The 26,218-nt window shown below is 43.5% G+C and carries 16 protein-coding genes and 1 riboswitch; of the genes, 9 read left to right on the plus strand and 7 right to left on the minus strand.

Annotated features, from left to right (window positions below; all coding sequences use genetic code 11):
* Positions 1-126 precede the first annotated feature (126 nt).
* Both H6G97_RS14850 and H6G97_RS14855 read right to left on the minus strand, forming a co-directional pair.
* Positions 127-1,134 carry a zinc-binding dehydrogenase gene (locus H6G97_RS14850; protein WP_190941409.1) on the minus strand — a complete coding sequence of 336 codons (1,008 nt, stop codon included), beginning with the start codon at positions 1,132-1,134 and terminating at the stop codon, positions 127-129.
* A gap of 72 nt (positions 1,135-1,206) precedes the next feature.
* Complete coding sequence (locus tag H6G97_RS14855) at positions 1,207-6,378, minus strand: CHAT domain-containing protein (protein ID WP_190941411.1); 5,172 nt, start codon at positions 6,376-6,378, stop codon at positions 1,207-1,209.
* 208 nt (positions 6,379-6,586) lie between these two features.
* Between H6G97_RS14855 and H6G97_RS14860 the strand changes: the two genes are divergently transcribed.
* Positions 6,587-8,434 (plus strand): ShlB/FhaC/HecB family hemolysin secretion/activation protein, encoded by a 1,848-nt coding sequence (locus H6G97_RS14860; RefSeq protein ID WP_190941413.1) that lies wholly within the window; start codon positions 6,587-6,589, stop codon positions 8,432-8,434.
* A gap of 330 nt (positions 8,435-8,764) precedes the next feature.
* Positions 8,765-9,019, plus strand: coding sequence for a DUF7219 family protein (locus H6G97_RS14865; RefSeq protein WP_190941415.1), 255 nt, complete (start codon positions 8,765-8,767; stop codon positions 9,017-9,019).
* 223 nt (positions 9,020-9,242) lie between these two features.
* On the opposite strand, the gene H6G97_RS14870 is transcribed toward H6G97_RS14865, so the two are convergent.
* Positions 9,243-10,274 carry a VOC family protein gene (locus tag H6G97_RS14870; RefSeq protein WP_190941416.1) on the minus strand — a complete coding sequence of 344 codons (1,032 nt, stop codon included), beginning with the start codon at positions 10,272-10,274 and terminating at the stop codon, positions 9,243-9,245.
* A 374-nt stretch (positions 10,275-10,648) separates the two neighbouring features.
* On the opposite strand from H6G97_RS14870, the gene H6G97_RS14875 reads away from it, so the two are divergent.
* From H6G97_RS14875 to H6G97_RS14890, 4 genes are all read left to right on the plus strand, one after another.
* The gene (locus H6G97_RS14875; RefSeq protein ID WP_190941418.1) at positions 10,649-11,272 is read left to right on the plus strand and encodes a DUF3859 domain-containing protein; all 624 of its coding nucleotides are present in this window, start codon (positions 10,649-10,651) and stop codon (positions 11,270-11,272) included.
* Between the two features lie 5 nt (positions 11,273-11,277).
* The gene (locus H6G97_RS14880; protein WP_190941420.1) at positions 11,278-13,119 is read left to right on the plus strand and encodes an asparagine synthetase B family protein; all 1,842 of its coding nucleotides are present in this window, start codon (positions 11,278-11,280) and stop codon (positions 13,117-13,119) included.
* A 25-nt stretch (positions 13,120-13,144) separates the two neighbouring features.
* Complete coding sequence (locus tag H6G97_RS14885) at positions 13,145-14,374, plus strand: diaminopimelate decarboxylase family protein (protein WP_190941422.1); 1,230 nt, start codon at positions 13,145-13,147, stop codon at positions 14,372-14,374.
* A 179-nt stretch (positions 14,375-14,553) separates the two neighbouring features.
* On the plus strand, positions 14,554-15,750 hold the full coding sequence (locus H6G97_RS14890; protein WP_338421712.1) for a toprim domain-containing protein: 1,197 nt from the start codon (positions 14,554-14,556) through the stop codon (positions 15,748-15,750).
* Between the two features lie 92 nt (positions 15,751-15,842).
* On the opposite strand, the gene H6G97_RS14895 is transcribed toward H6G97_RS14890, so the two are convergent.
* Complete coding sequence (locus H6G97_RS14895; RefSeq protein WP_190941426.1) at positions 15,843-16,418, minus strand: hypothetical protein; 576 nt, start codon at positions 16,416-16,418, stop codon at positions 15,843-15,845.
* 333 nt (positions 16,419-16,751) lie between these two features.
* Here H6G97_RS14895 and H6G97_RS14900 point away from each other — a divergent pair, with 333 nt between their 5' ends.
* Positions 16,752-18,740, plus strand: coding sequence for a S8 family serine peptidase (locus H6G97_RS14900; protein ID WP_190941428.1), 1,989 nt, complete (start codon positions 16,752-16,754; stop codon positions 18,738-18,740).
* Positions 18,741-19,003: 263 nt separating this feature from the next.
* On the opposite strand, the gene thiC is transcribed toward H6G97_RS14900, so the two are convergent.
* Entirely contained in the window at positions 19,004-20,377 is a 1,374-nt protein-coding gene (gene thiC, locus H6G97_RS14905) for a phosphomethylpyrimidine synthase (RefSeq protein WP_190941430.1), read from the minus strand.
* Between the two features lie 7 nt (positions 20,378-20,384).
* Positions 20,385-20,481, minus strand: a riboswitch (TPP riboswitch).
* Between the two features lie 264 nt (positions 20,482-20,745).
* Positions 20,746-22,644, minus strand: a complete 1,899-nt coding sequence (locus H6G97_RS14910) for a calcium-binding protein (RefSeq protein ID WP_190941432.1) — start codon at positions 22,642-22,644, stop codon at positions 20,746-20,748.
* Between the two features lie 639 nt (positions 22,645-23,283).
* Between H6G97_RS14910 and H6G97_RS14915 the strand changes: the two genes are divergently transcribed.
* Both H6G97_RS14915 and H6G97_RS14920 read left to right on the plus strand, forming a co-directional pair.
* Entirely contained in the window at positions 23,284-23,859 is a 576-nt protein-coding gene (locus H6G97_RS14915; protein WP_190941455.1) for an rRNA large subunit pseudouridine synthase E, read from the plus strand.
* Positions 23,798-24,301, plus strand: a complete 504-nt coding sequence (locus H6G97_RS14920) for a transposase family protein (protein WP_190941435.1) — start codon at positions 23,798-23,800, stop codon at positions 24,299-24,301. The genes H6G97_RS14915 and H6G97_RS14920 overlap by 62 nt, the downstream gene beginning before the upstream one ends.
* 197 nt (positions 24,302-24,498) lie before the next feature.
* On the opposite strand, the gene H6G97_RS14925 is transcribed toward H6G97_RS14920, so the two are convergent.
* Entirely contained in the window at positions 24,499-26,091 is a 1,593-nt protein-coding gene (locus H6G97_RS14925; protein WP_190941437.1) for an alkaline phosphatase D family protein, read from the minus strand.
* Positions 26,092-26,218 lie beyond the last annotated feature (127 nt).

The raw sequence follows: 26,218 nt of genomic DNA on the forward strand, positions 1-26,218 counted from the left end.
CGCGATCGCAAAGCGTCTCGCAGAGAAGGAAAGCGCAGAGGTTCGCAGAGAGAGTTTTTTGGGTATCTTTGCGTTTAACCTCTGGATGTATCTGTGTTTAAGAGATAAATTATGCAAATTGTTCGATCATTCGTCGCTAATGAGTAGAACAATTTTAGCCGTCACAGAACCGCTTTCAATTAGTTGGTGGGCTTTAGCTGCTTCTTGCAAAGGAAATTTGTGACTAACATGGATTTTTAATTTGCCTTCATCGATCCAGGTGGCAGATTGTTCGAGAATTTCTGCATGATGCTGGAGGCTTTCTTCTAATTTGAGTAAGGCTGGTGTTAGCATTAATTCTAAACCAATGCGGAGGTTGCGTTGTCTGGCAGTTTTCCAAACAGTGTTGGCATCTGGTTCAAGAATCGTCACAATATCGCCATACACTCGCACTGCGGGGAAGGTTTTATAAAAGGTTTCGCCGCCTACGGTATCAAAAGCCAAGTCTACGCCTTCGCCACCAGTCCAATCTAATACTGCTTGCACAAAGTCTGTTTGTTTGTAAAAAATTACATGATCAGCACCTAGTTCTTTGACGAAATTAGCCTTTTCTTCAGAACTTACTGTGGTAGCAACAGTAGCACCTTTGAGTTTTGCCAATTGAATTGCTACATGACCAACACCACCAGCACCCGCATGAATCAAAACCCGTTCTCCAGGTTCTAATCGTCCCCGTTCATATAAGGCTTCCCAGGCGGTAATTAACACTAAAGGCGCTGCTGCTGCTTCGGCAAAGGAGATAGACGCGGGTTTACGTGCCACAAACCGCTCATCCACAACGGTATATTCAGCATAATTTCCTTGGTGTGCGCCTAAACCACCATAGCAAAAATATACTTCATCACCTGAGCGAAAACGCTGAACGTTAGCACCTACCGCCTCGACTATACCAGCACCATCGCATCCTAAAATCGTTGGCAAGCGATCGGGGTAGAAAGTGCCTCGGCTACGAAGTTTCGTGTCAATGGGGTTAATGCCAGCTGCCACCAAACGCACTAAAAGTTCAGTATTCCCTACAGGAACAGCAGGGTTTGGGACTTCCTGTATTTGCAGAACTTCGGGATTGCCTGCTGCTGTCATCAAGACTGCTTTCACAACTTTATCCTCTTGGCTTTAGATGCACGTTTATTTGCAACTTTAGCGCAAGAGGGTGCGATCGCTCTATCTTTACCAAGGATTACCAACCATTGTAAATGCTGCCCAATAATAAGGATGAGCAAGTGATCCATCAGCTTGATTAATACTGTCAACAGGCAAAGGCAAGCTTTCTACTACTCCCAAACCTTGCACTTGACCATCCTTGACGTAAATCTGCCCTTTAATCATAGCTACCTGAGCCTGTCTGAGAGCTTCAGCTTTAATCGGAGCTGTCTTCAAGTTGTCATAAAATTTAGTCATCAAGGCTGCTGTACCAGCATCATTGACCGACCAAAGACTAGCAACACTAGTTTTCACTCCTGCCAATACTGCTAAACCTGCAAACCCAAGCTCAGACTCTTCATCCCCTAAGGCTGTTCTACAAGCACTCAACACCATCATCTCAACTTGGGGTTCATTCAACCTTAACTGTCGTAACTGGTTCAAGCGTAACTTGTCCTCCCACAGTTGAATATAGGAATTACTCAAAGCACCAGTCGCAAAATCGGCATGGGTTGCCATGTGAATAATCCCAAAAGGTTGTTGACGGCGAATTGTTTTGAGATTTTCTAAAGTGGCTTGCTTGTCTAACAATAATTTGCCCTGCCAAAGTTTAGACGTTAGTGTTGATAACTCAATGGGGACTGCTGGTAAAGGTTCTTGTCCTTGAGTACTTTGAGAAACCCCTAATGCTAAAATTTGAGATTTTCTAATGTCTGTATAGAGGGTGTTAGTCAAGCTGAGACTAGGCATCAAACCAATGCTATATTTTTCTACTAGAAACCCTTTGCCATCGTGAAGTGCTGCCATTGGGGTTGAACGTAACCCAACGTCTTGTAAAAAGACTAGATTGCCAATCCCTTGCGCCTGTAAATCTGCCTCCACTGGCGCAATCAGCCAGCGATAAAGTTGTTGAGATGAACGCAAGTAACCAGCACGGCGACGATTTTGGGGACTAACGATTTGGTCACGAAATTCTTGAGCTACTTGTAGAATTTTGGCTCTGGTAGCTTCTGGGATGCGCTTGCGGATGGGATCACCTTTTCCGGTTACTACCACTAACTCTAGTTGGTCACTAACTTGTTCTGCTACGGTATTCAACTGTTTAGTAAATTTCGCTCCATCTGAATTTGGCAGTGGTTCAATCTCTACAGGGACAAAACTGGTGTATACAAATGCGAGTTTAACGCCAGTAGCTTTCTCAATATTGCGAGCAACCTCTTTGGCATCATCGAATGTTTTGATTTTAGGGGTGGGAATGCCTAAATAGTCTGCAATCTCATCTGTGAAACCACCTTCGGCGGTGCGATCGGGATTAATAACAGGGGGATCAGTTCTAAAGCTAGGGGGGTTAAAGTTAGGCGGTGTAACTGGGTTGCACTGGAATGTACAGGGGGGAGGAATCGGCACATCATTTCCACCATTTCCACCATTTCCACCATTCCCACCATTCCCACCATTCCCACCATTTCCACCATTTCCACCATTTCCACCATTCCCACCATTCCCATTGATATTGATGCCTATTTGTGTTGGTGCTGAAGAGGATACACCATCGCTCGCACTGATGCCGAAGGCATTTAGTGACCCATTAGTATCTGCTGGAGGTGTGTACACTAAAGTATCGCCGCTAGATAAGGTAGTAACACCAGGGGTCACGGGAACACCATTGACAGTCAGATTTCCTGTATTTACCGCATCAAGCCGGATGGTGGTAACGTCATTATTAGCATCTGTAACCACAGCACCCAAACTGCCGAAATTCGAGGTCACTGACTGATTTGTCTGGGTATCGGGTAGTGATGAGTTTGCCGTTAATATAGGCGGGGTGTTTACGGACGTAATGGTAATGTTGTTTGGAGTGCCGCTAGCATCTCCGCCATTAGGCAAAACTGGAAAGTTACCCGAAGTGATGATTAAACTCTCCCCTGCATTACCTTCCCCTGCATTAATTGTTCCGGCTGTGCCATTAACACTTGCATCGCCTACGATAAAATCTACATTGTTTGGGCCACCATCATGTTGAATTGTGACAGTACCTCCTGCAAGAGGTTGAACGATAGTACCTACTTCACTAGAAAAAACAGGAATAAAAAATCCACCAGTAGCGATCGTTACACCTGTATCGGTTTCACCGTCATTAATTGTCCCTATTCCTTGAACTAGCCCGTTGGTTAGCACCTGCACATTACCACCTTGAACAATGTTACCCTCACCAATGTCCTCTCCTATGGCTTGAGTGTTGATGCTGCTAAAGCGAATTGTGCTGCTAGCAGTATTGGTAGTCTCTAGAGTTACATTACCACCTGTACCACCTGTACTTGGATTATCAGCAAGTACCGTGACGCTTGCTGAGGCATTAATAGCCCCATTAACAGTAATATTATCTCTGGCAGTTAAGGTGACTGCACCAGCCGTGCCAGTAAAATTGCTAACATTACTTCTTCGTGCAAAAGATACAGACGAGTTAATTGCTCCTGTGGTAATATTGCCAGCTGTGCTTTCTACCTGTACATTGCCGCCCGTACCTGAGCTAGAAGGGTTACTTGAATACGAATTAATGGTACCCGTGAGGATATTACCTGCGGCACTCAAGCTCACCTCTCCAGCCGTAGATTCAAACACTTGAACCTCGTAAGTAACGAGGTCATTTAAAGTGATTCCACCGCTAATGCTTTGGACTGTAATATTACCGGAGGAGTAGCCCTGACCTGTGGTAATAATGTCGCCCGCAGTGATGTCACCACTCGCAGACAAGGTTACATTGCCGCTATTGCCAGAATTACTATTTGTATTTAAATTTCCCAACGATAGACTGGCTCCCGAAATGCCTATTGCTCCACCGTTTGTCCGAATTGTGTTGGTGGGATCAACAAAGTTTACAGAACCGCTTTGTGAGGTCAGGCTGAAGCTACCACCGCCTAAATTTAATGAAGCGACACCATCGGCGGTAGTTACTCCGGGTGTAGCTCCGGTGATGTCATTGATGGTAATATTCCCTATGGCTTGTAAGTTAACATTTGCGCCCGAAGCCGCGATCGCACCCCAAGAAACGGTATTAGCCCCAATATCTGCATCCCCAAAAGCAATGTTGCCAGGTGGAAAATCACCTGTCCCTAATGCACCATCAATAATAGTTAATGTGGTGGGGTCTAGTAATAATGTACCAAAGCTACCATTGGGGGCTGAAGCGTCTACCAAACCGTTGAAGGTCAAGAAATTTTTGCCTGATACTTCTACAAAACCACCATTCCCGGCATTTGCTCCTCCACGAGCCGAAATATTACCAAAAAACTGGGTTGTATCGTTACCCCAAACAATGACGCGTCCGCCGTTTCCATTTAAATTGCTATCGGCATTAATGACGGAGTTTGAGTTTACATAAGTCTGCTCGGCGTTGGGTAAAGTACCTTTACCTTGGTAATCGCCGCCAATTAGCACTGTGCCGCCACCATTGTTTCCAGAGGCGTTAATATTGGCATCAATGACTCCAACTTTTTTACCCAAAGCAGCTACTGTACCGCCTGTTTGACTCGATACATCCACAACGCCCGAAACAATCGTTGTCCCTGGCGTTGCGGGAATCGTGACATTAGAGCCTGTTAGCTGCACAGTTCCATCAGGATTAGCAGTTAACCCAGTGTCAGTATTACCAACTGTGAGCAATTCTGGTAAAGATGCAATAGGAATTGTCCAGTTATTGGGTTGGTTGCTACTAGAGGCGAGGGGCTGAATTTCTAGACTCAATAGATTTCCTGGCTGACTCAGACGCACCCAATTTTCCCCTGGTATGGATGTGACTGTAATCTGCCCTCCTGGTGCTGAAAGTTGCCCGGTATTAACTACATTACCGCCCAATAAATTCAAATTTTGCCCAGCACCTACTGCCAAATTTCCAGCATTGACGATCGCTCCTGGTTGGTTCGTACTAAAGGCAAATCCGTTGGGGTTTCCAACTAAAGCATTGTAGTCATTAACCCCAATAGCGTTGAACCAACTGCTGCCAAAACCAATGCCATTAGCTGTTGTCACTGTGAAAGCACTAGGCACATTTAAACTGGCGTTTGCTCCAAAAATAAATCCGGCTGGATTCATCAAGAAAAGGTTAGCATTGCCACCTGTCACCTGAATTAAGCCATTGATAATCGAGGCATCCCCGCCTGTAATTCGACCAAGGATATTTTGTAACGCTGGATTAGCTTGAAAGTTGGCAATTTGTTCTGGTGAAATTCCAAATTGTTGAAAGCTGTGAAAGAGGTTAACACCATCTCCAGAAGTTGTACCGCCGGTAATATCAAGCCGATTGCCGTTGGGTGTAACAATTGTGTTTGTTCCATCGGCAGCAGGGACAATTTGTTGCGCTTGGGCTAATCCCGCACTCATGGCTGTCACCAGAGGTACAATAGCTAACACTGAAGCGGCAATGCTAGACAGTAGAGGTTTTTTGCGCCGTAATATGAAGCGACCTGTGGGTAATTCTACATCGATTTGTAACTTATTTGCTAATCCGCGCCGCCAAAGTGCTTGAGCGATCGCCTTCTGTGACCAGAATATTTGTTCTGTTCTTCTGGTAACAGACATGCTTTGAGAGTGAATCCGGTAGAGGTAGAGTGGCTCTTGAACTCGGCGCACCTGAGCTACTTCTGAAAGTCGCAGGCATAGGTCATAATCATAGGCACAGCCAGAGAACGATTCGTTAGCACCTCCCACCTGTTCGTAAACTGAACGGCGCATTAGGCGGAAGTGGAAAGTCATGAAGTCCACCAACAGACCTTCTTGAGAGTAAGGAATGTTACAACGATGACCGTAGTTGAGAACTTTGCCCTCTTGATCAATATTTAAGTAGTCGGTGTAAACAAATCCTGCTTCTGGGTGACGGTTGAGAACTGTAGCGGTTTCGGCAAGGGCGGTAGGGGCAAGGATATCATCACTGTCTACTATACCGATGTAAGTCCCACTAGTTTGGCTGATTGCTGCCTTACAACCCGCAGCCAGTCCTTGATGGTCTGCTTGGACTACCCGCACTCGTCCATCTTGTTGAGCATAAGCGTTAGCGATCGCCACCGATCCATCTGTAGAACCATCATCCCAAATTAGTAACTCCAAGTCTTGCCATGTCTGTGCTAAAACGCTGGCGATCGCTTCTTGAAGGTAAGCCTCCCGGTTGTAATTGACGATGACAATGGAGATCAATGGCGACATCGAAGTATTCCCAAGTTTTCTACCTGCTTACCAGAGTATATTACTAAGGGCTTTCACTTAGATAGTCATTGCTGTTTATTATTTTTTTGTTACAAATTTTCTTAAATTTGAATGTCAAAAATATGATATTCAAATACTCATGCACCCAGAGCATAACCAAAAATTAAAATCAGGTATGTCGTAAAATCAGACACCCCACCAAAAAGAAATGACAAAAGGAACAGAAACTCGTGTTAAGTCTGAAGCAACGACTCAGCAAAGAATTGTCTATCTCTCTCATCAGTTAGACACTTGGCATCTAGCGAGTACTAAATGGAGTAAGCACAGTTTCCGTTTCAAGTGCAGCTTGTTAATTCTGCCTGCGGTCTGGATTGTAACTGCCAATGGACTTAGAGCTACAGCCGATATCTCTATACCAAAATCGCCTCAAAATAGTAGTTCCCCTGAGTTACAAATAGTACAGGAAACAGAACCTTCCCCAGCAATTGACTCTAATCAACCAGAACCAAAACCCGAATCTTCCCCAGCACCACCAGAAACACCACAACGCATTCGGGTTCGCAAAATCCAGGTTGTAGGTAGCACAGTTTTTAATGAAAATGATTTTAATCCAGTTGTCAAACCGTTTGAAGAACGGGACTTAACTTTAGAAGAAATCAGACAAGCCGCCGATGCTGTTACCCAGCTTTATCTAAATAAAGGTTATATAAATTCCAGAGCAGTTCCAGACACTCGACAATCTAGTACCGCCGATGGTGTTGTGGTAATTCAGGTGTTTGAAGGGCGTTTAACAGAGATTAACATCGAAGGGACGCGGCGATTAAACCCATCTTATATTCGTAGTCGCATCCAACTAGGTGCTGGTATTCCTCTGAATACTGGTAAACTCGAAGATCAACTGAAGCTGTTGCGACTCGATCCTTTATTTACAAATGTAGAAGCGCGTCTGCGTCCAACGGGTAAAGTTGGTCAAAGTATTCTCGTTGTCAGAGTTGAAGAGGCAAACCCTTTAACTGGTAGCTTGGGTGTAGATAATTATTCCCCTCCCAGTATTGGGGCGGAAAGATTAGGTATTGGACTGCGATCGCGCAATTTAACCGGCATGGGAGATGAGTTAGCAAGCTCCTATTACCACACACTCTCTGGTGGTTCTGATATCTTTGATTTCAACTATCAGGTTCCTGTTAACGCCATGAACGGCAGGGTACAGATTAGAGCTGCATTTTTTCGCAACGAAATTACTGAGCCACCCTTTGATGCGTTTGGCTTTCGCGCAAACCAGGATCTTTATGAAATCAATTATCGTCAACCATTGATGCGATCGCCCAGAGAAGAATTTGCCCTATCTTTAGGATTTACCTACCAAGATGGTCAAACCTTCATTTTCAATAATCGCGCACAACCTTTTGGCATTGGGCCTGATGCCAATGGCGTTAGCCGCACCAGTGTAATTAAATTTGCTCAAGATTATACTAAGCGCGAACCTCAAGGAGCTTGGTTTTTGCGATCGCAATTTAATTTTGGTGTTGATATCTTAGATGCAACTATCAACAATGATCCCATACCTGATGGTCGTTTTTTCAGTTGGTTAGGACAAATACAGCGCGTGCAGCAACTCAATAACGATAACTTGTTGCTCATCCAAGCAGACTTGCAACTAACACCAGATAGCCTTTTACCTTCGCAGCAATTTGTCATCGGTGGTGGACAATCTGTAAGGGGATATCGCCAAAATATCCGTTCTGGAGATAATGGATTTCGGGTAGCGATCGAAGATCGCTTCACAGTGCAACGCGATAAATCTGGAATATCTACAATTCAACTTGCGCCATTTCTAGACATGGGAGCCGTCTGGAATCAGTCTAATAACCCCAATCAGCTACCCAATCAAACTTTTTTGGTAGGCGCAGGCTTAGGATTCTTGTGGAATCAGGCATTGGGAATTGATAATCTCTTTTTGCGGCTCGATTATGGATTTCCATTTATCGATCTGAGCGATCGTGGTAATAACGCTCAAGATGATGGCTTTTATTTTAGCCTTCGCTATCAACCCTAACGAAAGATGATGGTAATCATAACTAATCATGCAGATATGATCTTACTTTGAACCGCACTTGATCAAGTAAAATTTAATCAGCAAAATGCCATTTGGCTTACTCCTTTTGGTGTTTTCCACTACTAAAATCGCGTTAACTTACTCCTTTTGGTAGATGACATTTTTATTTCAGTATTTTCACTAGTTAATTACCTGTATTTCTGCTTTATCCTAATGTTGAATTAAAAAATTAGGTTCTCTCTTCAGGAATTTGCATTTTATCCTGTGTATATACACAAAGAGAGAAATGATAGTTTATAAATTTAATAGAGAATTAAAGAGAGAAAACTTATGACACAACCTAACTCGCAAGCAAAAAACAGCTTTCTTTATCCTCGTAGTCGGTATTATGGTAAATTTCAGCCAGAAAACTTAGTGTTTAATGCCAACCTCCAAGAATTTTCCCAAAAAATTAGTTACATCACTTGTCTAGAAACAGGGGGGAAGTTGTCTCAGGAAGAGGCTTACCAGCAAATTAAGTCACTTTGGAAAGAGTTGAAACATAGCAAAAAGCAACTGGCTATTGGCGGCGATAGAGAAATTTAAACTAATTGTAAAGGAGGGAATGGAAATTTTTATTAAATCTATTGCAAAATACTTGAACAGCCAAAGACTTAAATCTTTGGCTAGTAGCAAAATTAAGTTTAAAGGGACTAAAACTACTGTCATTAGACGGTTTTAAACGAATTGAGCTATTTGCCAAAAAATAAATTTTTGGGCGGTTTTTCAGTTTTTACAAGGGGCCTATTCTTGTTGGTTAGATGTCTAGTTAATTACCTTCTAGGAAAGTCCAGAAATAGCCATCGGGTGCAATAAAAGAGAAACTCGTCTCGCCAAATTCATTACTAATGATGTTTGTAACTTTTTGTGCAGTACTCGCCTTGATGTGATCGCAATACTCCTGTATTCTCTTAACGCGATAGGTATATAAAGACATACCCAAGCTACCTGGTTGGGCTGCCTCAAAGCGCGATTCTAAATTAATAGATTCTGGAAATCGAATGATATAAAGTCTACCACTACGTGTAGCCATCAAGTCAGACTTAGAAGAACGGGGATCATCAAAGGTAGTGACAATAAACTTTTCACCAGGGTTAAGGTCAAAAATATTTTTACCTGCTGGCGAAGATTCATAGCTAGTTTCCACATCATCACGTACACGCAGCAAACCCAAAACTTCTTCATAAAACTTCAGGGTTTCTTTGCTGTCATCTTGAACGATAATCCCACAATGGGTAAACTGACTAGTCTTGAGAGGCGCATTATGGTTAACTTGTCCGTAATGCGGTAGTGTATAGCCAAACCGTTGAAACAAAACCTGTCGAGCTAAGGGTTGCAGCAGCAGCATTTCGCGCACACCAACTGCTGGCTCAATAAAAGGACGGCTTTTTCTCTCTTTGTTGTAGATGACTTCCCAATAAGGGATAGAGTATCTGATAGGGAAACCTGCTGCCTTTGCGTCCTCTATATGATTTAAAATATTCAAGACATCCGCAGTTAAGCTTGTCGCCCAGCGATTTCCCTTAATTTTCATTGATGCTGTTCCCAAACCTTCATGGGTGGGGTTTTGCCAAACCATCAGCCGAATCAAACCATGATCTGCATTTTGGTGGTAGAGACGGATTGAGCGTAAAGACGAATTCACTCCATATAATTGATGGGCTACATCTGCGGTTAATTCACCCACTTCACCAATGCGATAGCCAAATTGCTCCCAATACTGAATTGCAGAAATTGGCTCCGAGATGCCGATACAGACTTCATAAATACCTTCAATTGCCGTTTGTTGTTCTTGAGTCATATTAATTTTAGATTTTAGATTTTACATTTCCTCATTCCCATGCTCCGCGTGGGAATGCATTCATTGAGTCTCTGACTCAATATATTACTTGCAGAGCATGAGAAAGAGAGAAAAGAAAGTATTTACAAGAATCCGAAAAGCAACAACTTTATTTTGTAGCTTATGATGTACCCAATACTTTTCGGATAAACTCAATAATCTATCTTTTGGTCTGGGAAAAGATTAAAGGGCGAAGGGTGAAAGGTAAATTCAAACCCTTTCCCCCAAAACCCGAAAAGTACTGATGATGTACCTACAAAAGTGAGATGTCTAAGATTTTTTTGATTGCACATCATCAGCGATCGCCATAAACTTTTTTTAACAGGAGTTAAGCTATGACGCAGCGACTGACTCAAGAGCAATTATCACAAATAGTCACAGAAGTAGAAAGTCTGCAAGTGCGTCGAGAAGCGGAACTAGATCAACAGCAGGTTAGAGAAATTTTACAGGAGTTAAATTTACCACCTGAGTTACTAGATGAAGCGCTGATTCAATTAAATCGCCGTCAAGCGCTAGAGGTACAACAACGCCGGAATCGATGGATTACTTCTGGAGTTGTGGCAGTCTTAGTGATAGTGAGTGCATCTACAATATTTTTCATGCAGCAGCAGAATTCTGCACTTGACCGTGTTTCTGCTCAACAAGACCGCATCACGTTAATACAAGATAATGGCGGCGACTTAAAGACAATTTCCCGCCAAACCAATGCAGAAGTGTTGTACCGTGTCACCTTAAAAGATGCACCCTTGGGTAAAAAGCTGGCTCTCTCTTGTAATTGGATTGACCCAAGTGGTCAAATTGTCAAGCAAAACAACTATCAAACCCGCGAGATTAATACTTCTGTCTGGGATACCCAGTGTCGTTATACTATTAACCCGGCTGCAACTGTTGGTAATTGGAAAGTGCAGATGTTCTTGGAAGGTCGGCAGATTAGTGATGAAACCTTTGAAGTTAAATAGTTCAGATGGGTAACATCCCGCATCATTTTCTTGGTTATTGGGGTTACGGCGCTCAACACGAGTTAGAAGCGCTGTTAACTAGTGTCGTGGAAAACCTCTCTCCAAACCTCTCCCCTAAAAGGGGAGAGGCTTTGAATTTTCCCCCTTCCCGCATCGGGAAGGGGGTTAGGGGGTTAGGTCTGAAAAGTCAGTTTTCTGCACAGGAAAATTATTCTCCTCCCATCTGGAATGTTGTTTATATAGGACTTAATGCAAATTCCCCACCGCAACAAAATCAAATTGCTGCTATCTCCGCATCAGGATTATTAACTTCACCCGATGCTTGGGTAAGTCTCCAGGAAAACAATTGCCTAATTTTGGGAAGAGAACCTTTCGGTAAAGTGCCTTTGTATTGGACTGTGCAGGGACAAGTAATCTGGTTTGCATCCCAAATGCAACTACTCTTACCGATTTTACAACAATCAGAAGTTAGCATTCCTGGGTTATATGGCTATAGCTGTTTTTCTTACGTTCCAACACCTTTAACCCCAGTTAATGGAGTGTTTGCAGTGACGGCGGGGACTGAATTAGTTTGGCAGAGCGATCGCCAATCAGGTATTCTGCGATCGCCTGAATCTAAAAATATCCATTCGTGGCGAGAAGCGCCAGAACAGTTAACAGATGAAGCTACAGCAATTACCGAATTGCAAACTCTCCTCAAAGACTCCATTGGGCGACATATTGCCGATTTAAAGGATGAGCCTGTTGGGGTGTTTCTCTCTGGTGGACTCGATTCTTCGGTAGTGGCGGCACTGCTGGTACAAGCAGGGGTGAAAGTCCGCGCCTACACTCTAGATTTCGCTGATGCAGGGATTCCAGAATATCCATACTCTGAACAAGTCGCCCAGTTCCTTAAAATTCCGCTGATTAAAGTTGCAGCAAACCCAAGTTCAATCAAAAACGCCCTAATTCCTACTGTGCAAGCATTGGATTTGCCTTTTGGAGATGGGGTGTGTGTGCCGTTGTATCTCCTATCTGAGAGGGCGAGTCAAGAAACTCAGGTAATCTTTAACGGTGAAGGTGGAGATCAATTGTTTGCTGGTTGGACGAACAAACCTTTAATTGCCGCAGGTGTTTATCAAGCAGAAAATCCCGCCGGACAGGAAACTTTTATCCAGCAATATCTCCGCACCTTTCACCGTCTTGGAGGATATGAATCTCAAGTTTATCAGCCAGAAATATATGCACAGATCCAAAATTTGCATCCTGAAGATTGGTTGTTAACATCTCTTGATCGCAATGAGTGTCCATCTTTGCTGCATCGCCTTCGCCGTGCTAGTTTGATGCTCAAAGGGGCGCAAAATATCCATCCTCGTGCAACTGCATTGGGGTTTGCTCATAAATTGTGGGTGCGATCGCCTTTTTGTGACTTACCTTTAGCTGAGTGGACATTCCGCCTATCTGGAGAACTCTGTTTGCAAGGAGCCTGTGAAAAATATATCCTCAAACGGGCTGTAGAAAATTGGCTTCCGCCCGAAATTGTCTGGCGACAAAAGCGGGGTATGGGGGTTCCCTTAACTTCTTGGTGTTTAAATGATTTTTGGCATCAGCTCGGCATTTGGCTCAATCCAGAAAGACTTCGCGCTCACAATCATTTTTATCCTCACATTGCGGCACAAATTGTTGAAGGCAAACTAGGAGCAGCTATTCAAGGACGGCGAATTGGTGAGACTCTCTGGTTACTGATTATGTGGCAACTTTGGCGATCGCATGTTTTAAATGAAGAACTAAGTAAACAGTCTTGGGATCATCCTTTTTGGTTACATCGTTGGCTATGGATAAATTACAAAATAATTCGTAATTCGTAATTTACTGTATCAGTATTTTTAGTAAATGGTATCAAATAATTTAATTCAAAATCGTCTTAATCCCCCATTCTCCAGGGAACTTGCTCAGGAGTTACTGAATAACTACGGTTCTCCGCTTTATGTTTATAATGGCGATCGCTTGGGCAAAACTATTGAGCGCATTACCAAAGCAGTCAGCTATCGGCACACACAATTTCGCTTTGCTAGTGTTACTAATGGCAACATTGCGCTGTTAAAAATTTTCCGTTCATTTGGGTGGGGACTTCACGCTAATACTCCAGGAGATATTTATTTAGGATTGCAAGCTGGTTTCGAGCCTAGTCAGATTGTTTATAGCGGCAGTAATTTAAATCAGGCTGAGATGCTACAAGTGCTGAATTGGGGAATTATAACTCTCAATTTTGATAGCCTTGCTCAGTTACAATTGTGCTGCGAAGTTATCCCCAAAGGCACAGAAAAAAACATTCGGCTGGGTTTACGCCTTAATTTGCCGGAAATTACCGGAGATAGCCGCATTGGTGTGCGTCCAGAGGAATTTGGTGATGCGATCGCTTTAACTGGTGAGGTGGGATTAAAGCTGAGTGGTTTACACTTCTATCGAGGAACGGGAACTAACGCTACAGCAGCTTTTACTGAGGTGATTGATACAGTGATTGCCACAGCACAACAGTTACCAGATTGGGAATATTTAGATTTTGGCGGTGGTTTTGGCTATCCTTATCATCACAACAAAACAGCCTTTGACTGGGAAATATTTGGGGCTGAGTTGAGCGAAAGAATTACTCGTTTAGGACGAGAAATTGATTTGGTGATTGAGCCGGGACGAAGTGCGATCGCTGGATGTGCCACGTTGCTGGCTCAAGTTGTTTCTGTAAAATGGCAAGGAGAAAAACAGATTGTCGGAGTTGATACCACTGTTGCTAATCTTTCAGTACCCTCAGTACACGGCGGCTACAGAGAAATCGTCACTTGGAAGCAAGCAGACAATCCATTCACAACAGATATTTGTGGGAACACCACCTATTCACGAGATTATCTGGGGAAAAATTGCCAACTCCCGGCATTAGAAATTGGTGATATCGTTGCCATTTTAGATGTCGGTGCTTATGGTTATGCTATGTCGTCTCACTTTTTACACCGCCCCAAACCTGCGGAAGTCTTACTAGAAAGTGACACACATCGCTTGATTCGCCAACGAGAAGACTATAGTGTTTTACTAACAAATCAGATGCTTGATAGTTCCCCCCTTTTTTAAGGGGGGTTAGGGGGGATCAAGTCTGATCTGAACCAGATTGACTAACAATTAATAACTAACATAAAACAATCATTATGAAGTGTATTAACTGCGGAACTGACAATAAATTAAAAGAGCGGACAGCTAATCAAGGTCGGTGTCTAAAATGCAATCATCCCTTTGCTTTTGAACCGACCAGTATGAGTAAAGTTAAGATTACTGACCCTATGTTTGCGAAGGCGATCGCTGATATTTCTGCAAATCAAACCTTATTTTTTACACCCAAACAACTGCTTTATTTATTAGATAATCGGATAAAACCCAAGTCTGCTTCATTATTTGGTTTGTTGTTTATATATTTGTTTTTTAATATTTGGGTACCAGGATTCATAGGTGGATTTGCTTCCTTATTGTTTGGTGCTAGTTCTTTTCTGATAGTATCCATTCTATTTAATATATGCTTTGTATTATATTTATATACAAAATCTCTATCAAAGAAAATACATATTAAGCTTCGCCAAGAATATGCTAGATGCTTGCAAATAATAGGAGGAATTATTCTTGCTGTAGGAATTTATGCTGCTTTAATTATATATAACTCGTTTAGTCTATTTGTCATCGTCGTTCTCTTAGGAATGTTATCAATATACTTTGGAACTCGACAGCTACGACAAACTATATTTCCACAAGAGTTTTTATTTTCTCAAAATGATTTTCAAGGTTGGCTAAATCGCTGGCAGCAAATCAATGGTTCAATTCTCAAAATTCTTCCTTCTCCAAACCAGCAAAATAGACTAGCGGCGATTAATCCTGATGTAACAGCTTACAGTTTTGATAGATTAGTCGTTTGTGATAGTGCTAGTATTGCTCAACTATTAATTGCTAATAATTTTCACTTTGAAAATAACTGTGCAATTCTCAGCATTACTGGATATCCCCAAAGTATTTTTGACACCACAATGCAAATGTTACGCCGTAATCCCGATTTGAAAGTCTATGCAGTGCATGATTGTAATCCACAAGGAATTAGTTTAGTTCATCATTTGAGAACCAACGCTAGTTGGTTTCTCCATAGCGAGATTGTAATTATTGATATTGGACTAATGCCACGTCAAATTATCGCTACTAAGCGCGGAATGTTTATTCAATCCTCTCTCCAGTCAGCGCAAGCAGCTAAACAATTACCTGAAGAAGTTCGTCAAAGTTTATCTGCTGAAGAATTAACATGGTTAGAATCTGGAAAGTTTGTGGAATTGGAATCTTTCAGTCCCCAAAGAATAATTAAAGTTTTGCAAAAGGGTATTGCTGGCAGCCGAGATTTAGAAAGTGGTGACAGCAGCTTGCTTTTAGTAGGCGATGCAGGAAATGATATGTACGTTGTTCAAAGTTTTGGTTAGTCTTCTCATTTTCGCTTTCAATCAAAAAAGTTTATTTAGCAAACGAATTGGCGATCGCCCCATTTATTTTTACCAGATGTATAATTTGTAATTTATCTTAAACCTCTTTCCATAAGCATTTGAGGTTCGACATTCTCAACATTAGCGATCGCTTCTAACTGAGAAATTCCCGCGATCGCATCAACAATCTTACCTGATTTAGCACGCAACCAAGCCGTATGAGGTGCATAAGGAAGACTTTGCGCTACTTCGTAACCCGCTTGATTGATCGCCTCGCGCTGCGACTCCACACCAACACCTTCAGCAAAGCGGATAAAAACCAGTCCAGTTGGTACTGCTAGGGAACCATTGGGTTGTAGTGTATAAATCGGACTCAATATACCCTGTTCTGATTGATTGGGTTCGCCTGAAAAAACTGCGATCGCACCGTCGTTAAGTCGTAAAATTGCTCCTGATGCTACAGTGCTAGGTTGATTGTAATGTACTGCATAGTACCCAGGCTTACGAGTGTAGGATACAGCAGTGCGTAGGCGTAGCCCGGCGTAGGCATCGCTACCAACGCGAATTTGTTCAGGATAATCAGAAAAATAGTCTTTTTGAAATCTCACTTCAGGAATCAGGGGTAGAGAGTACACCTGTAGAAAATACTCAGCCGGAAAATAAAACATTTTTCTTAAGTTCTAATGATGTTATAGCGTTTTTCAATGATATTAAATACATTTTTTTCATCAAGATCCACAGTTATACGCCCCTACTGATAGTGAAGATTCTTAAAACAACCTGATTTTGAATCCCCTCTTTTGTGGAAAGACTAATCGAAGGCTTGTATGAACTTAGATAGATTAAATTCTGTATAGTAATACACATATAACACATGAAATTAGAAGCATCCATAAAGCAAACGTAAGCCTACAATGGGTGCAGCAAGCTTTAAAAGTAAGGCATAATACGGTTTCCTAATTCCCAATTCCCAATTTTCAAAACATTTAGGAGATTAAACTATGGTTCAGGTTCGTTATGGTGGACAGAACGGCCAAAAGTATGAATTTGCTATCAGTAACGAACACGTTGTAGTGCGTACCGAAAGCCGTACCACTCTTGTCGGTGCAAGATCCTTTGAAGTCGCACCTGTGTCACCCACAGCTCGTAGCATCCTCAATCAATTTGAGTTAAGAACACGGTTTCGGCAAGCGGGTGTAGAAATTCTGCAAGCTAAAGTTCCAAATCAGGGTGCCGCTTTGCGCGATTATGCCCGGGAAATTCTCAACAGAGAGTCTGAAGTCCAATTTGCCGGACGTGTTCTGATCGATCCAGTATCCCGACAACCTGTAATTTACACTGAAAACATTTTTGTTAAATTTGATAGCGAAGAAGAGTCAAGGGTCTGCCAAGAAATTTTAAAACGTTACAACTTAACAATTAAACGCCAACTTAAATATGCACGCAATGCTTATTTTGTCAATGCCCCTATAAACACTGGTATAGCCGTCTTTGACATCGCCGAGAGACTTCTAAATGAGGAATCAGTTGAACTGTGCCATCCTGAACTAGCGCGTGAGTCACGCCAACGTCAGGTTTTTCCACAGCAGTGGCACTTAAAGCAAACAACAATTAATGGTAAAGTAATTAACGCCCATGCCAACGTTGAAGCGGCTTGGAAGTTGAGCGATGGCACAGGAACGATTATTGCAATTATCGACGATGGTGTGGATCTGGAGCATGAAGAGTTTCGTTCCTCTGGCAAGATTGTTGCCCCGCGTGATGTCACACGTAAAACGGACAATCCCAGACCGGGAAACGAGAATAATCACGGAACATCCTGTGCAGGAGTAGCTTGTGCCAATGGCAAGTTTGGTGCATCTGGTGTGGCACCAGGTGCAAAGCTGATGCCGATTCGTTTAGCTTCGGCGCTAGGATCACAAGATGAAGCCGATGCTTTTATTTGGGCGGCTCAAAATGGTGCTGATGTTATTTCTTGCAGCTGGGGCCCCGAAGACGGTACTTGGTTTGAGCCAAACGATCCTGTACACAACCAAAAAGTACCTCTGCCTGATTCCACACGACTTGCTATAGACTTTGCAATCAATAAAGGACGCAATGGCAAAGGCTGTGTAATTTTATTCGCAGCTGGCAATGGTAACGAAAGCGTCGATAACGACGGCTACGCCAGCTACCAAAAGGTGATTGCGGTGGCAGCTTGTAACGACTACGGCACGAGAAGCGCTTACAGTGATTTTGGTAAGGCGGTCTGGTGTGCCTTTCCTAGCAACAATGGTGACAGTTCTCAAACTAGTGGAATTTGGACAACTGATCGCTCTGGTGTACTTGGTTATAATTCTGGTAATCGAAATTTGGGTGAGGCCGCAGGCAACTACACGAACGAATTCGGCGGAACTTCCAGTGCTTGTCCAGGTGCGGCTGGTGTAGCAGCCTTGATTGTTGCCAGAAACCCAAATCTGCGTTGGGATGAAGTGCGAGATATTATTAAACGCTCTTGCGATCGCATTGATTCAGCCGGAGGTAAATATGATGCTAATGGTCGCAGTCCTTTCTACGGTTACGGTCGAATCAATGCTCTGAAAGCTGTAGAATTAGCCAAGCCTGCTCAAACATCGCCCATTAGTATTTTTCAGGCAGTGCAAGATATCCCAATTAACGATTTGCAAACATCAACATTAGCGGTGGCGATCGCTAATACCAGCGTTCTAAAATCCATCAAAGTTAATGTAGACATCGAGCATACTTATATTGGGGATCTTATTGTTACTCTCCTTCCCCCAGTGCAAATAGGCATACTTCCGATAGTTCTGCACGATCGCCAAGGCGGAGCTACTGATAATATCAAAACAACCTATGACGAGGTAAACACCCCAAAACTTGCTGCCTTTAAAGGTAAAAGTCCCCAAGGAACCTGGACTCTGGAAGTTGCAGATAAAGCTGACGGAGATACAGGAAAAATTCGCAGCTTGACCATTGAAATTGGATTTTAACAAGAAGGGCAGGGGGCAGGAGGAGGAATATTGTTCTCTGTCTCCTGCGACGGTTAGAGCGAGCAAGGGTCTAAGTACCCCACCAAAATCTCTGATTTGGTGGACTGTAATATATAGCGGTTCTCAATTGCATAGAATACAGACTATTTGTAGGGGCACAGCAATGCTGTGCCCTATTGTGATATTGCTTCCATTCAAGAACCGCTATAGTGGAGACTTCACCACCATATTGCATCCCTTCTGCCTCCTGCCTTCGGTGTCTGTTAGCTTTGAGTCACAGTTTCTTTCGCCAAGAACTTCTCTAGTTCTGTCAGCGCATCAGCATCAACCTTAGTTTGCATTGGACAGAACTTAGGCCCACACATTGAACAAAACTCAGCAGTTTTATAGATATCTGCTGGCAGAGTTTCATCGTGATATTCCTTAGCTCTTTCTGGATCGAGTGATAATTCAAACTGACGGTTCCAATCGAAGTTGTAACGCGCCTTAGAAAGTTCATCATCTCTATCTCTTGCACCAGGGCGATGCCTAGCAATATCAGCCGCATGAGCCGCTATTTTATAAGCAATTAACCCATTCCGCACATCTTCAGCATCTGGTAGACCCAAATGTTCTTTAGGTGTTACATAGCACAGCATTGCAGTACCGTACCATCCAGCCATTGCTGCTCCAATAGCTGAAGTGATATGGTCATAACCGGGAGCAATATCTGTCACCAATGGCCCTAAAACATAGAAAGGTGCTTCAGAACACTCTTCCATCTGCTTACGGACGTTGAACTCAATTTGATCCATTGGGACGTGTCCAGGCCCTTCCACCATCACCTGTACATCATCTTCCCAAGCTTTGCGAGTTAGCTGTCCCAGGGTTTTCAATTCAGCTAATTGTGCTTCATCTGAGGCATCATGGGTGCAGCCAGGACGCAGGGAATCTCCCAAACTGAAAGAGACATCGTACCTTTTGAAAATCTCAATAATGTCTTGGAAATGCGTATAAAGTGGGTTTTGTTTGTGGTGATGTAGCATCCACCGTGCCAAAATACCGCCACCGCGAGAGACAATCCCAGTGATGCGGTTTCTCACCAATGGCAAATGCTCAATCAAAATCCCTGCGTGGATAGTTTGATAGTCTACCCCTTGCTGGGCGTGCTTTTCGATGATATGGAGAAAATCATCAGCAGTCAGATTTTCTATTGTGCCGTGGACGCTTTCTAAAGCTTGGTATACTGGCACCGTACCAATGGGAACAGGCGAAGCTTTAATAATAGCGGTACGAATTTGATCCAAGTTACCGCCGCCTGTGGACAAATCCATTACGGTATCAGCACCGTACTTCACCGCCAGATTCAGCTTATCAACTTCTTCTTGAAGATTAGAAGAGTTGGGGGAAGCACCGATATTAGCATTTACTTTACATTTAGAGGCGATGCCAATAGCCATCGGCTCTAGATTAGTGTGATTAATATTAGCCGGGATAATCATTCGTCCCCGCGCTACTTCGTCACGAATCAGATCAACAGGGAGATTTTCTCGCCGGGCGACGTAGTGCATTTCTTCGGTGATAACACCTTGGCGGGCGTAGTGCATTTGAGATACATTACTTTGCCCACGTCGTTTAGCAACCCATTCTGTCCGCATATTGTCATTCCTCAATAAACAGCTTCCCTCCGCTGGTATTACCCAGACTCAGGTGTTAAGGGTGTGATCTCAGCCTGGCTATGTAGGCACCCCTAGCATGGATGTAGTGTACCACCTTCGTCATATCTGGGGGCAAGGACGTTAAAAATTTATGCTGTTTTTTCGGAGTCTGACGATGTCTACGATGGTCACTGAGCTTGCCGTACCCTTCGGGATCTTGCTACGCATAGCGTCTCGTAGAGAAGTGCGAACTGCGCCTACGCTGTTTCTACTTTGATTTGTGAGAATTTAAACTCATAGATCCTCGACTTCTCAAAGAAGTCGGGGATCTTGTTTCTCACGAATGATTTAGGATTGCCATATTACAATTAGGCAACAATAACGAAATTGGCTTTAGTTAGTGAAAGACTAGTATTTAATTGCGCGAATTGTACTTGATTAAACGCACCACCGCTGCCATCTTGGTCAAAGAACAATCCACCTGTACCACTGTTGTAAATAAATCTTTCAGCACCCGTCGTCGCAGATGAACCGATGGTAAACTGACTGGCTGAGAGTGTATCTACTACTAACCCACCGCCGAAACCAGCAGCCGATACCTGAATAAGTTCACCAGCCGTGTCGAAGTCATAAAGACTATCAACGCCTTGATTGTGTGTATTAAAGCCAAAGGTATCAGTGCCACCAGATCCGTACAGAACATCACTGCCTTTCCCTCCAATCAAGAGATCGTTGCCATCGTATCCATTGAGGTTATCGTTGCCATTGCTGCCCACAATAGTGTCAGCGTTGGCTGTACCGTAGATGTCTAATCGCTCAATATTCTTGTAGTTAACTCGATAAGTTCCAGATGTAATCGAGCCTTGCTTAGTGGTTGCGTTGAAAGTAGAGGTGATTCCCTCAAGAGTATAATTGTTGTAATTGACAGACAAAGAATCGTCATCTGTACCTCCATCTACTGTTTGAGTCACCAAAACAGAGGGAGCAGTAGATGGAGCGCTCAAATAGAAGGAGTCATTGTCACTCCCACCATTTAGGGTATTGTTGCCAGTGCTGTACTGAGCACTAAATGAATCGTTCTCAGAGCCGCCGTCTAAAAGGTTATTCCCAGAAGAAGAACCAATATCTAAATTATCATTCCCAGTTCCTCCCTTGAGGGTATTGTTACCAGTGGTATTGAAAGCACTAAGGTAATCATTCTCAGAGCCGCCGTCTACCAGGTTTTTACCAGAGGAATAATAAATATACAAGTTATCATTCCCAATTCCCCCCTTGAGGGTATTGTTGCCAGTGCTGTAGTAAGCACTAAGGTAATCATTCCCAGAGCCACCGTCTAAAAGGTTTTTCCCAGAAGAAGAACCAATATCTAAATTATCATCCCCAGTTCCTCCCGTAAGGGTGTTGTTGCCAGTGCTGTAGTAAGCATTAAGGTAATCATTCTCAGAGCCACCGTCTAAAAGGTTAGACCCAGAAGAATTATACATATAGACATAATCACTTCCAGTTCCTCCCTTGAAGGTGTTGTTGCCAGTGCTGTAGTAAGCATAAAATGAATCATTCCCAGAGCCACCATCTAAGGCGTTTTTTCCAGAAGAAGAAGAAAGATTGAAATTATCATCCCCATTTCCTCCCTTGAGGGTGCTGTTGCCACTGGTATTGTAAGCATAAAATGAATCATTCCCAGAGCCACCGTCTAAGAAGTTTTTTCCAGAAGAATAAGAAATATCAAGGACATCGTTACCTAGATCGCCGTATAGGCTGTTATCTCCCTCACCGCCGGAGAGGCTGTCATTCCCCTCACCACCATAGAGTTTGTCGTTTCCAACTTCCCCAGTGAGAGTATCGTCTCCCTCGCCACCGGAGAGGCTGTCATTACCATCTCCTCCAGAGATGTAATTATTGGCACTGTTGCCTGTAATGATATTATTTAACCCATTTCCACTGCCATTTATGGCTGTTGTCCCGGTTAAGATGAGGTTTTCGATATAGCTACCCAACGTCCAGTTAACTGAAGATTTAACTGTATCAATACCACCCGCATCGCCGCCAGAGCCGTTATCTTCACTCACAATATCCCCAGTGCTATCAACGATGTAAGTATCGTTACCCACTCCACCTGTCAATGTATCGTTACCAGTGCCACCGTCTAGTACATCGTTACCTACTCCACCATTGAGGAAATCATCGCCCTCGAAGCCATAGATGATGTCACCACTCAGTGTGCCATTGAGGAGGTCATTAACGTTAGTACCCTTGATTGTTGCCATGAGTTCTGCCTACCTAAATTAATTGTTTTAGAAACTTGAGATATTAACCTGCTGTATTGCTGTTTTTAGGCACATTAAGTTAGCCGATAGTTGGAATCTTCGGTATAATTTATGGCATCTTTAGCAAAACTAGTTTTTTACTGTCATCACGCTTTTGAGAAGCTTATAAGCGGTGAGCAGCTAGTATGGTTGGTTACACAGCACCTTTGGTTAACTTAATCAATATAATGTTTATTTAGTTGATTGTCACTACTTTAAATGTATTTTTTATTACTTGTTTTTTGTTCATAGCTTTATATATTTTTAAGTATTAAAACTGAGTTCTACTAAGTAATATGCAAAATGTAATTTACGGAGATAAGCGATCACAATACTCAAGGCGATGCCTGGGTTGGGCTACACCTATGCACCCCTCATATCCTTTAACCAAAAGCTTTTAACCACAGCGATCGCCTTCGTGGAACCTTAGCCATGACTGTTACAAAGCATCAGGAACAGGATTATTGGCATCATATACTACAATTACATTGCTCGGTGGACATCCAGCAGGGACTAAAATTTTATTAATGCCCAATGCCCAATACTTCTCTACGAGAGGCTGCGCCAACGGCAACGCTCAGTAGAAGTACCCAATGCCCGATGCCCAAAGACTATCGATATATTATTTTTTACAAACCCTATGGCGTTCTTAGTCAGTTTACAAAAGATGCCCCCACACATAGCACCCTAAAAGATTATATTGATGTGCCTGATGTGTATCCTGTAGGACGCTTAGATTGGGATAGTGAAGGATTGCTAATGTTAACAAACGATGGACAATTGCAACATCGTCTTGCCCATCCGCGTTTTGGTCATAAACGCACTTACTGGGTGCAGGTAGAGCGAATTCCAGATGCAGATGCGATCAAAAAGTTACAAGTAGGTGTGGAAATTCAAGATTACCGCACTCAACCAGCAGAAGTTAAGCTCTTACCAGAGGAACCACAGTTACCTGAACGCACTCCGCCAATTAGATTTCGCAAAAATGTACCGACAGCTTGGCTGGAAATGACTTTGACAGAGGGAAAAAACCGCCAAGTACGGCGTATGACTGCGGCTGTAGGGTTTCCGACTTTGCGACTGGTCAGGGTCAGTATAGCTCACTTACAAATAGATGACTTACAGTTGGGTCAATGGCGCGATCTCACCGCATCTGAACTCCAATTTCTACTATAGTAGTAAGAAAAAGCGGCATACCTTAAAGGCACAATTAGTAGTTGATCAAGCTAGTGGTAAAATCCTTTGTACTGCCTATGAAGTTGGTCATATACACGATTTTCGTTTACTCAAAAATACCAAAGTGCGTTTTGAGCGATGCCTACGGCTGGCTACGCCTACGCAGTTATGTTTAGCTGATAAAGCTACCAAGGTATCACCAAACTCTACACTCTTAGCTGCATACCCTGCAATAAAACCTCGTGGTGCCGATTTACCAACTTCACAACGTCAGCATAATCGCTTATTAGCTAGATTACGTGTTGTTGGTGAACATATCAGCCGCCGCTTAAAAATTTTTCGCATCCTTAAAGAACAATATCGTAACCGCAGAAAACGGTTCGGTTTACGATGCAATCTGATTGCTGGACTTCTCAATTATGAACTCGCTCTTTTTTCTTAATTCGTGCAAGAGGTCTAATGTACCTGGCATTAAACCGAAACCCTGATAATTTCCTGCAAGATGGTCTGAAAAACCTTATCTTGTCTGCTTTTGAAAATTTGCTACATCAAAGTCAAAAAAACCTCTATTTATAACGAAAAATCAAGCCTTTTAAACTCATATTGCAGGAAATTACAAACATCTCGGCTTGATACCTACTAAACTTTTGCTACAACTCCCTGATTTGGCAACTCGAAGGAAACTGCTGTAATGACAGGTGCGTTTGGATCAGACACTGTAATTCCGGTAGGTTGAGATTGAGGCAGCAGTCGGTAGTCAGTACGCCAGCGCTCACGGTTCAGGTCGCAGCGAACATAACCGCGCAGTCTACCATTGAAATATTTCACCCACGGGTTCTGTGGCAGTGCTGCTTCTACGTCGAATGTCCAAGGACAACTTGAACTGATCGAAGTACCAACAAACTCAGTCGCTACTGTTTGTGAGTTGGGGTCGTCGAAGTTAGCCTTCAGGTCATTAACCCAGCTAGAATGCCAGTCACCAGTAATGACTACGGGGTTTGAGGGGCGGCGTTGCTGGATGAAACCGAGAATGCGGTTGCGAGAGGCAACATAACCATCCCACTGGTCAAGATTGAAGACTTCTCCTGCTCCAGTATCGTAGTCAAACTGAGCCATGATAGTCTGTTGGGCAATGACGTTCCAGCGTGCGCCAGAGCGATCTAACCCCTCAAACAGCCACCGCTCTTGCTCCGAACCAGTCATTGTGGCAGTTGGGTCAGTAGCTTCAGTGCATCGCGGCTTACGCCCGTCACCACAGGGTTGATTGGTACGGTACTGGCGGGTATCTAGGACGTTGAATTCAACGAGGTCGCCAAAAGTTAACCGTCGGTAGAGCTGCAAATCAAGACCTCTAGGCTTTGAGAAGTCCCGCAGTGGCATGTGTTCGTAGTATGCCTGAAAAGCAGCAACACGACGGGCAAGGAACACCGAGCGTGATTGTACTTCCGGGTCTTGAGGAATTTCGTCTGCCCAATTATTGTCAACTTCGTGGTCGTCCCAAGTGACTAGCCAAGGAAATGCAGCATGAGTTGCTTGTAGGTGTGGATCAGTCTTGTACAGAGCGTGGCGGTTACGGTACTCCTGCAAGGTAAATGGTTCACCATTGCCATCGTGCGATCGCGGCGCAGTTGTACTTGGTGCGCCTTCGTAAATATAATCACCGAGGTGAACCACTAGGTCTAAATCCTCTTGAGCCATATTTTTGTAGGCGGCATAATAACCGCTTTGCCAGTTTTGACAGGAAGCGAAGGCAAAGCGGAAGCGATTAACGCGATCGCGCGGGTTAGGAGCAGTGCGAGTCCGCCCGATTGGACTAACTTCGTTGCCCACCCTAAACTGATACCAGTACCATCGTGCAGGTTGTAATCCTTGCACTTCTACATGAACAGAGTGTCCAAATTCTGGAGTAGCCATCTGTGTGCCACTGCGGACAACTTGCCGCATCTTTTCGTCGCTAGCAACCTGCCACTGCACTGGAACATTATATTGTGGCATCCCACCACCATTGAGCGGATCGGGGGCTAAACGCGTCCACAGCACTACATTATCTGGAAGTGGTTCACCAGAAGCAACACCCAGACTAAAGGGATAATTAGAGAATCGGGGCTGGGCGAGAACTTTGTTAGACCATTGATTGGCGATCGCCAAACCAGTTAAGGCTCCAGTCCCAATCAAAACTTGTCGTCGTCTCAAGCGACTTGATAGCAAGCGCTCGAAGTTGAAGTTTTGCATATATTTCCCTGATTGTCGCGTTTGAATCACAGCAAAGTGTAACAGCGCAACTTTAATCCCTCTTTGCAATCAGGTTAAGCGTTGATTATTCCAACACAACCCTCCATCTCTTGCCACAACACTACAT

The organism is Nostoc flagelliforme FACHB-838, assembly GCF_014698065.1.
GTDB lineage: Bacteria > Cyanobacteriota > Cyanobacteriia > Cyanobacteriales > Nostocaceae > Nostoc > Nostoc flagelliforme_B.

Bases quoted from the DNA above. Each gene is read 5' to 3' on its own strand.
- H6G97_RS14855 (WP_190941411.1), bottom strand. From the start codon at position 6,378: ATGTCGCCATTGATCTCCATTGTCATCGTCAATTACAACCGGGAGGCT.
- H6G97_RS14860 (WP_190941413.1), top strand. From the start codon at position 6,587: ATGACAAAAGGAACAGAAACTCGTGTTAAGTCTGAAGCAACGACTCAG.
- H6G97_RS14865 (WP_190941415.1), top strand. From the start codon at position 8,765: ATGACACAACCTAACTCGCAAGCAAAAAACAGCTTTCTTTATCCTCGT.
- H6G97_RS14870 (WP_190941416.1), bottom strand. From the start codon at position 10,274: ATGACTCAAGAACAACAAACGGCAATTGAAGGTATTTATGAAGTCTGT.
- H6G97_RS14875 (WP_190941418.1), top strand. From the start codon at position 10,649: ATGACGCAGCGACTGACTCAAGAGCAATTATCACAAATAGTCACAGAA.
- H6G97_RS14880 (WP_190941420.1), top strand. From the start codon at position 11,278: ATGGGTAACATCCCGCATCATTTTCTTGGTTATTGGGGTTACGGCGCT.
- H6G97_RS14885 (WP_190941422.1), top strand. From the start codon at position 13,145: ATGGTATCAAATAATTTAATTCAAAATCGTCTTAATCCCCCATTCTCC.
- H6G97_RS14890 (WP_338421712.1), top strand. From the start codon at position 14,554: ATGAGTAAAGTTAAGATTACTGACCCTATGTTTGCGAAGGCGATCGCT.
- H6G97_RS14895 (WP_190941426.1), bottom strand. From the start codon at position 16,418: ATGTTTTATTTTCCGGCTGAGTATTTTCTACAGGTGTACTCTCTACCC.
- H6G97_RS14900 (WP_190941428.1), top strand. From the start codon at position 16,752: ATGGTTCAGGTTCGTTATGGTGGACAGAACGGCCAAAAGTATGAATTT.
- thiC (WP_190941430.1), bottom strand. From the start codon at position 20,377: ATGCGGACAGAATGGGTTGCTAAACGACGTGGGCAAAGTAATGTATCT.
- H6G97_RS14910 (WP_190941432.1), bottom strand. From the start codon at position 22,644: ATGGCAACAATCAAGGGTACTAACGTTAATGACCTCCTCAATGGCACA.
- H6G97_RS14915 (WP_190941455.1), top strand. From the start codon at position 23,284: ATGCCCAAAGACTATCGATATATTATTTTTTACAAACCCTATGGCGTT.
- H6G97_RS14920 (WP_190941435.1), top strand. From the start codon at position 23,798: ATGACTTACAGTTGGGTCAATGGCGCGATCTCACCGCATCTGAACTCC.
- H6G97_RS14925 (WP_190941437.1), bottom strand. From the start codon at position 26,091: ATGCAAAACTTCAACTTCGAGCGCTTGCTATCAAGTCGCTTGAGACGA.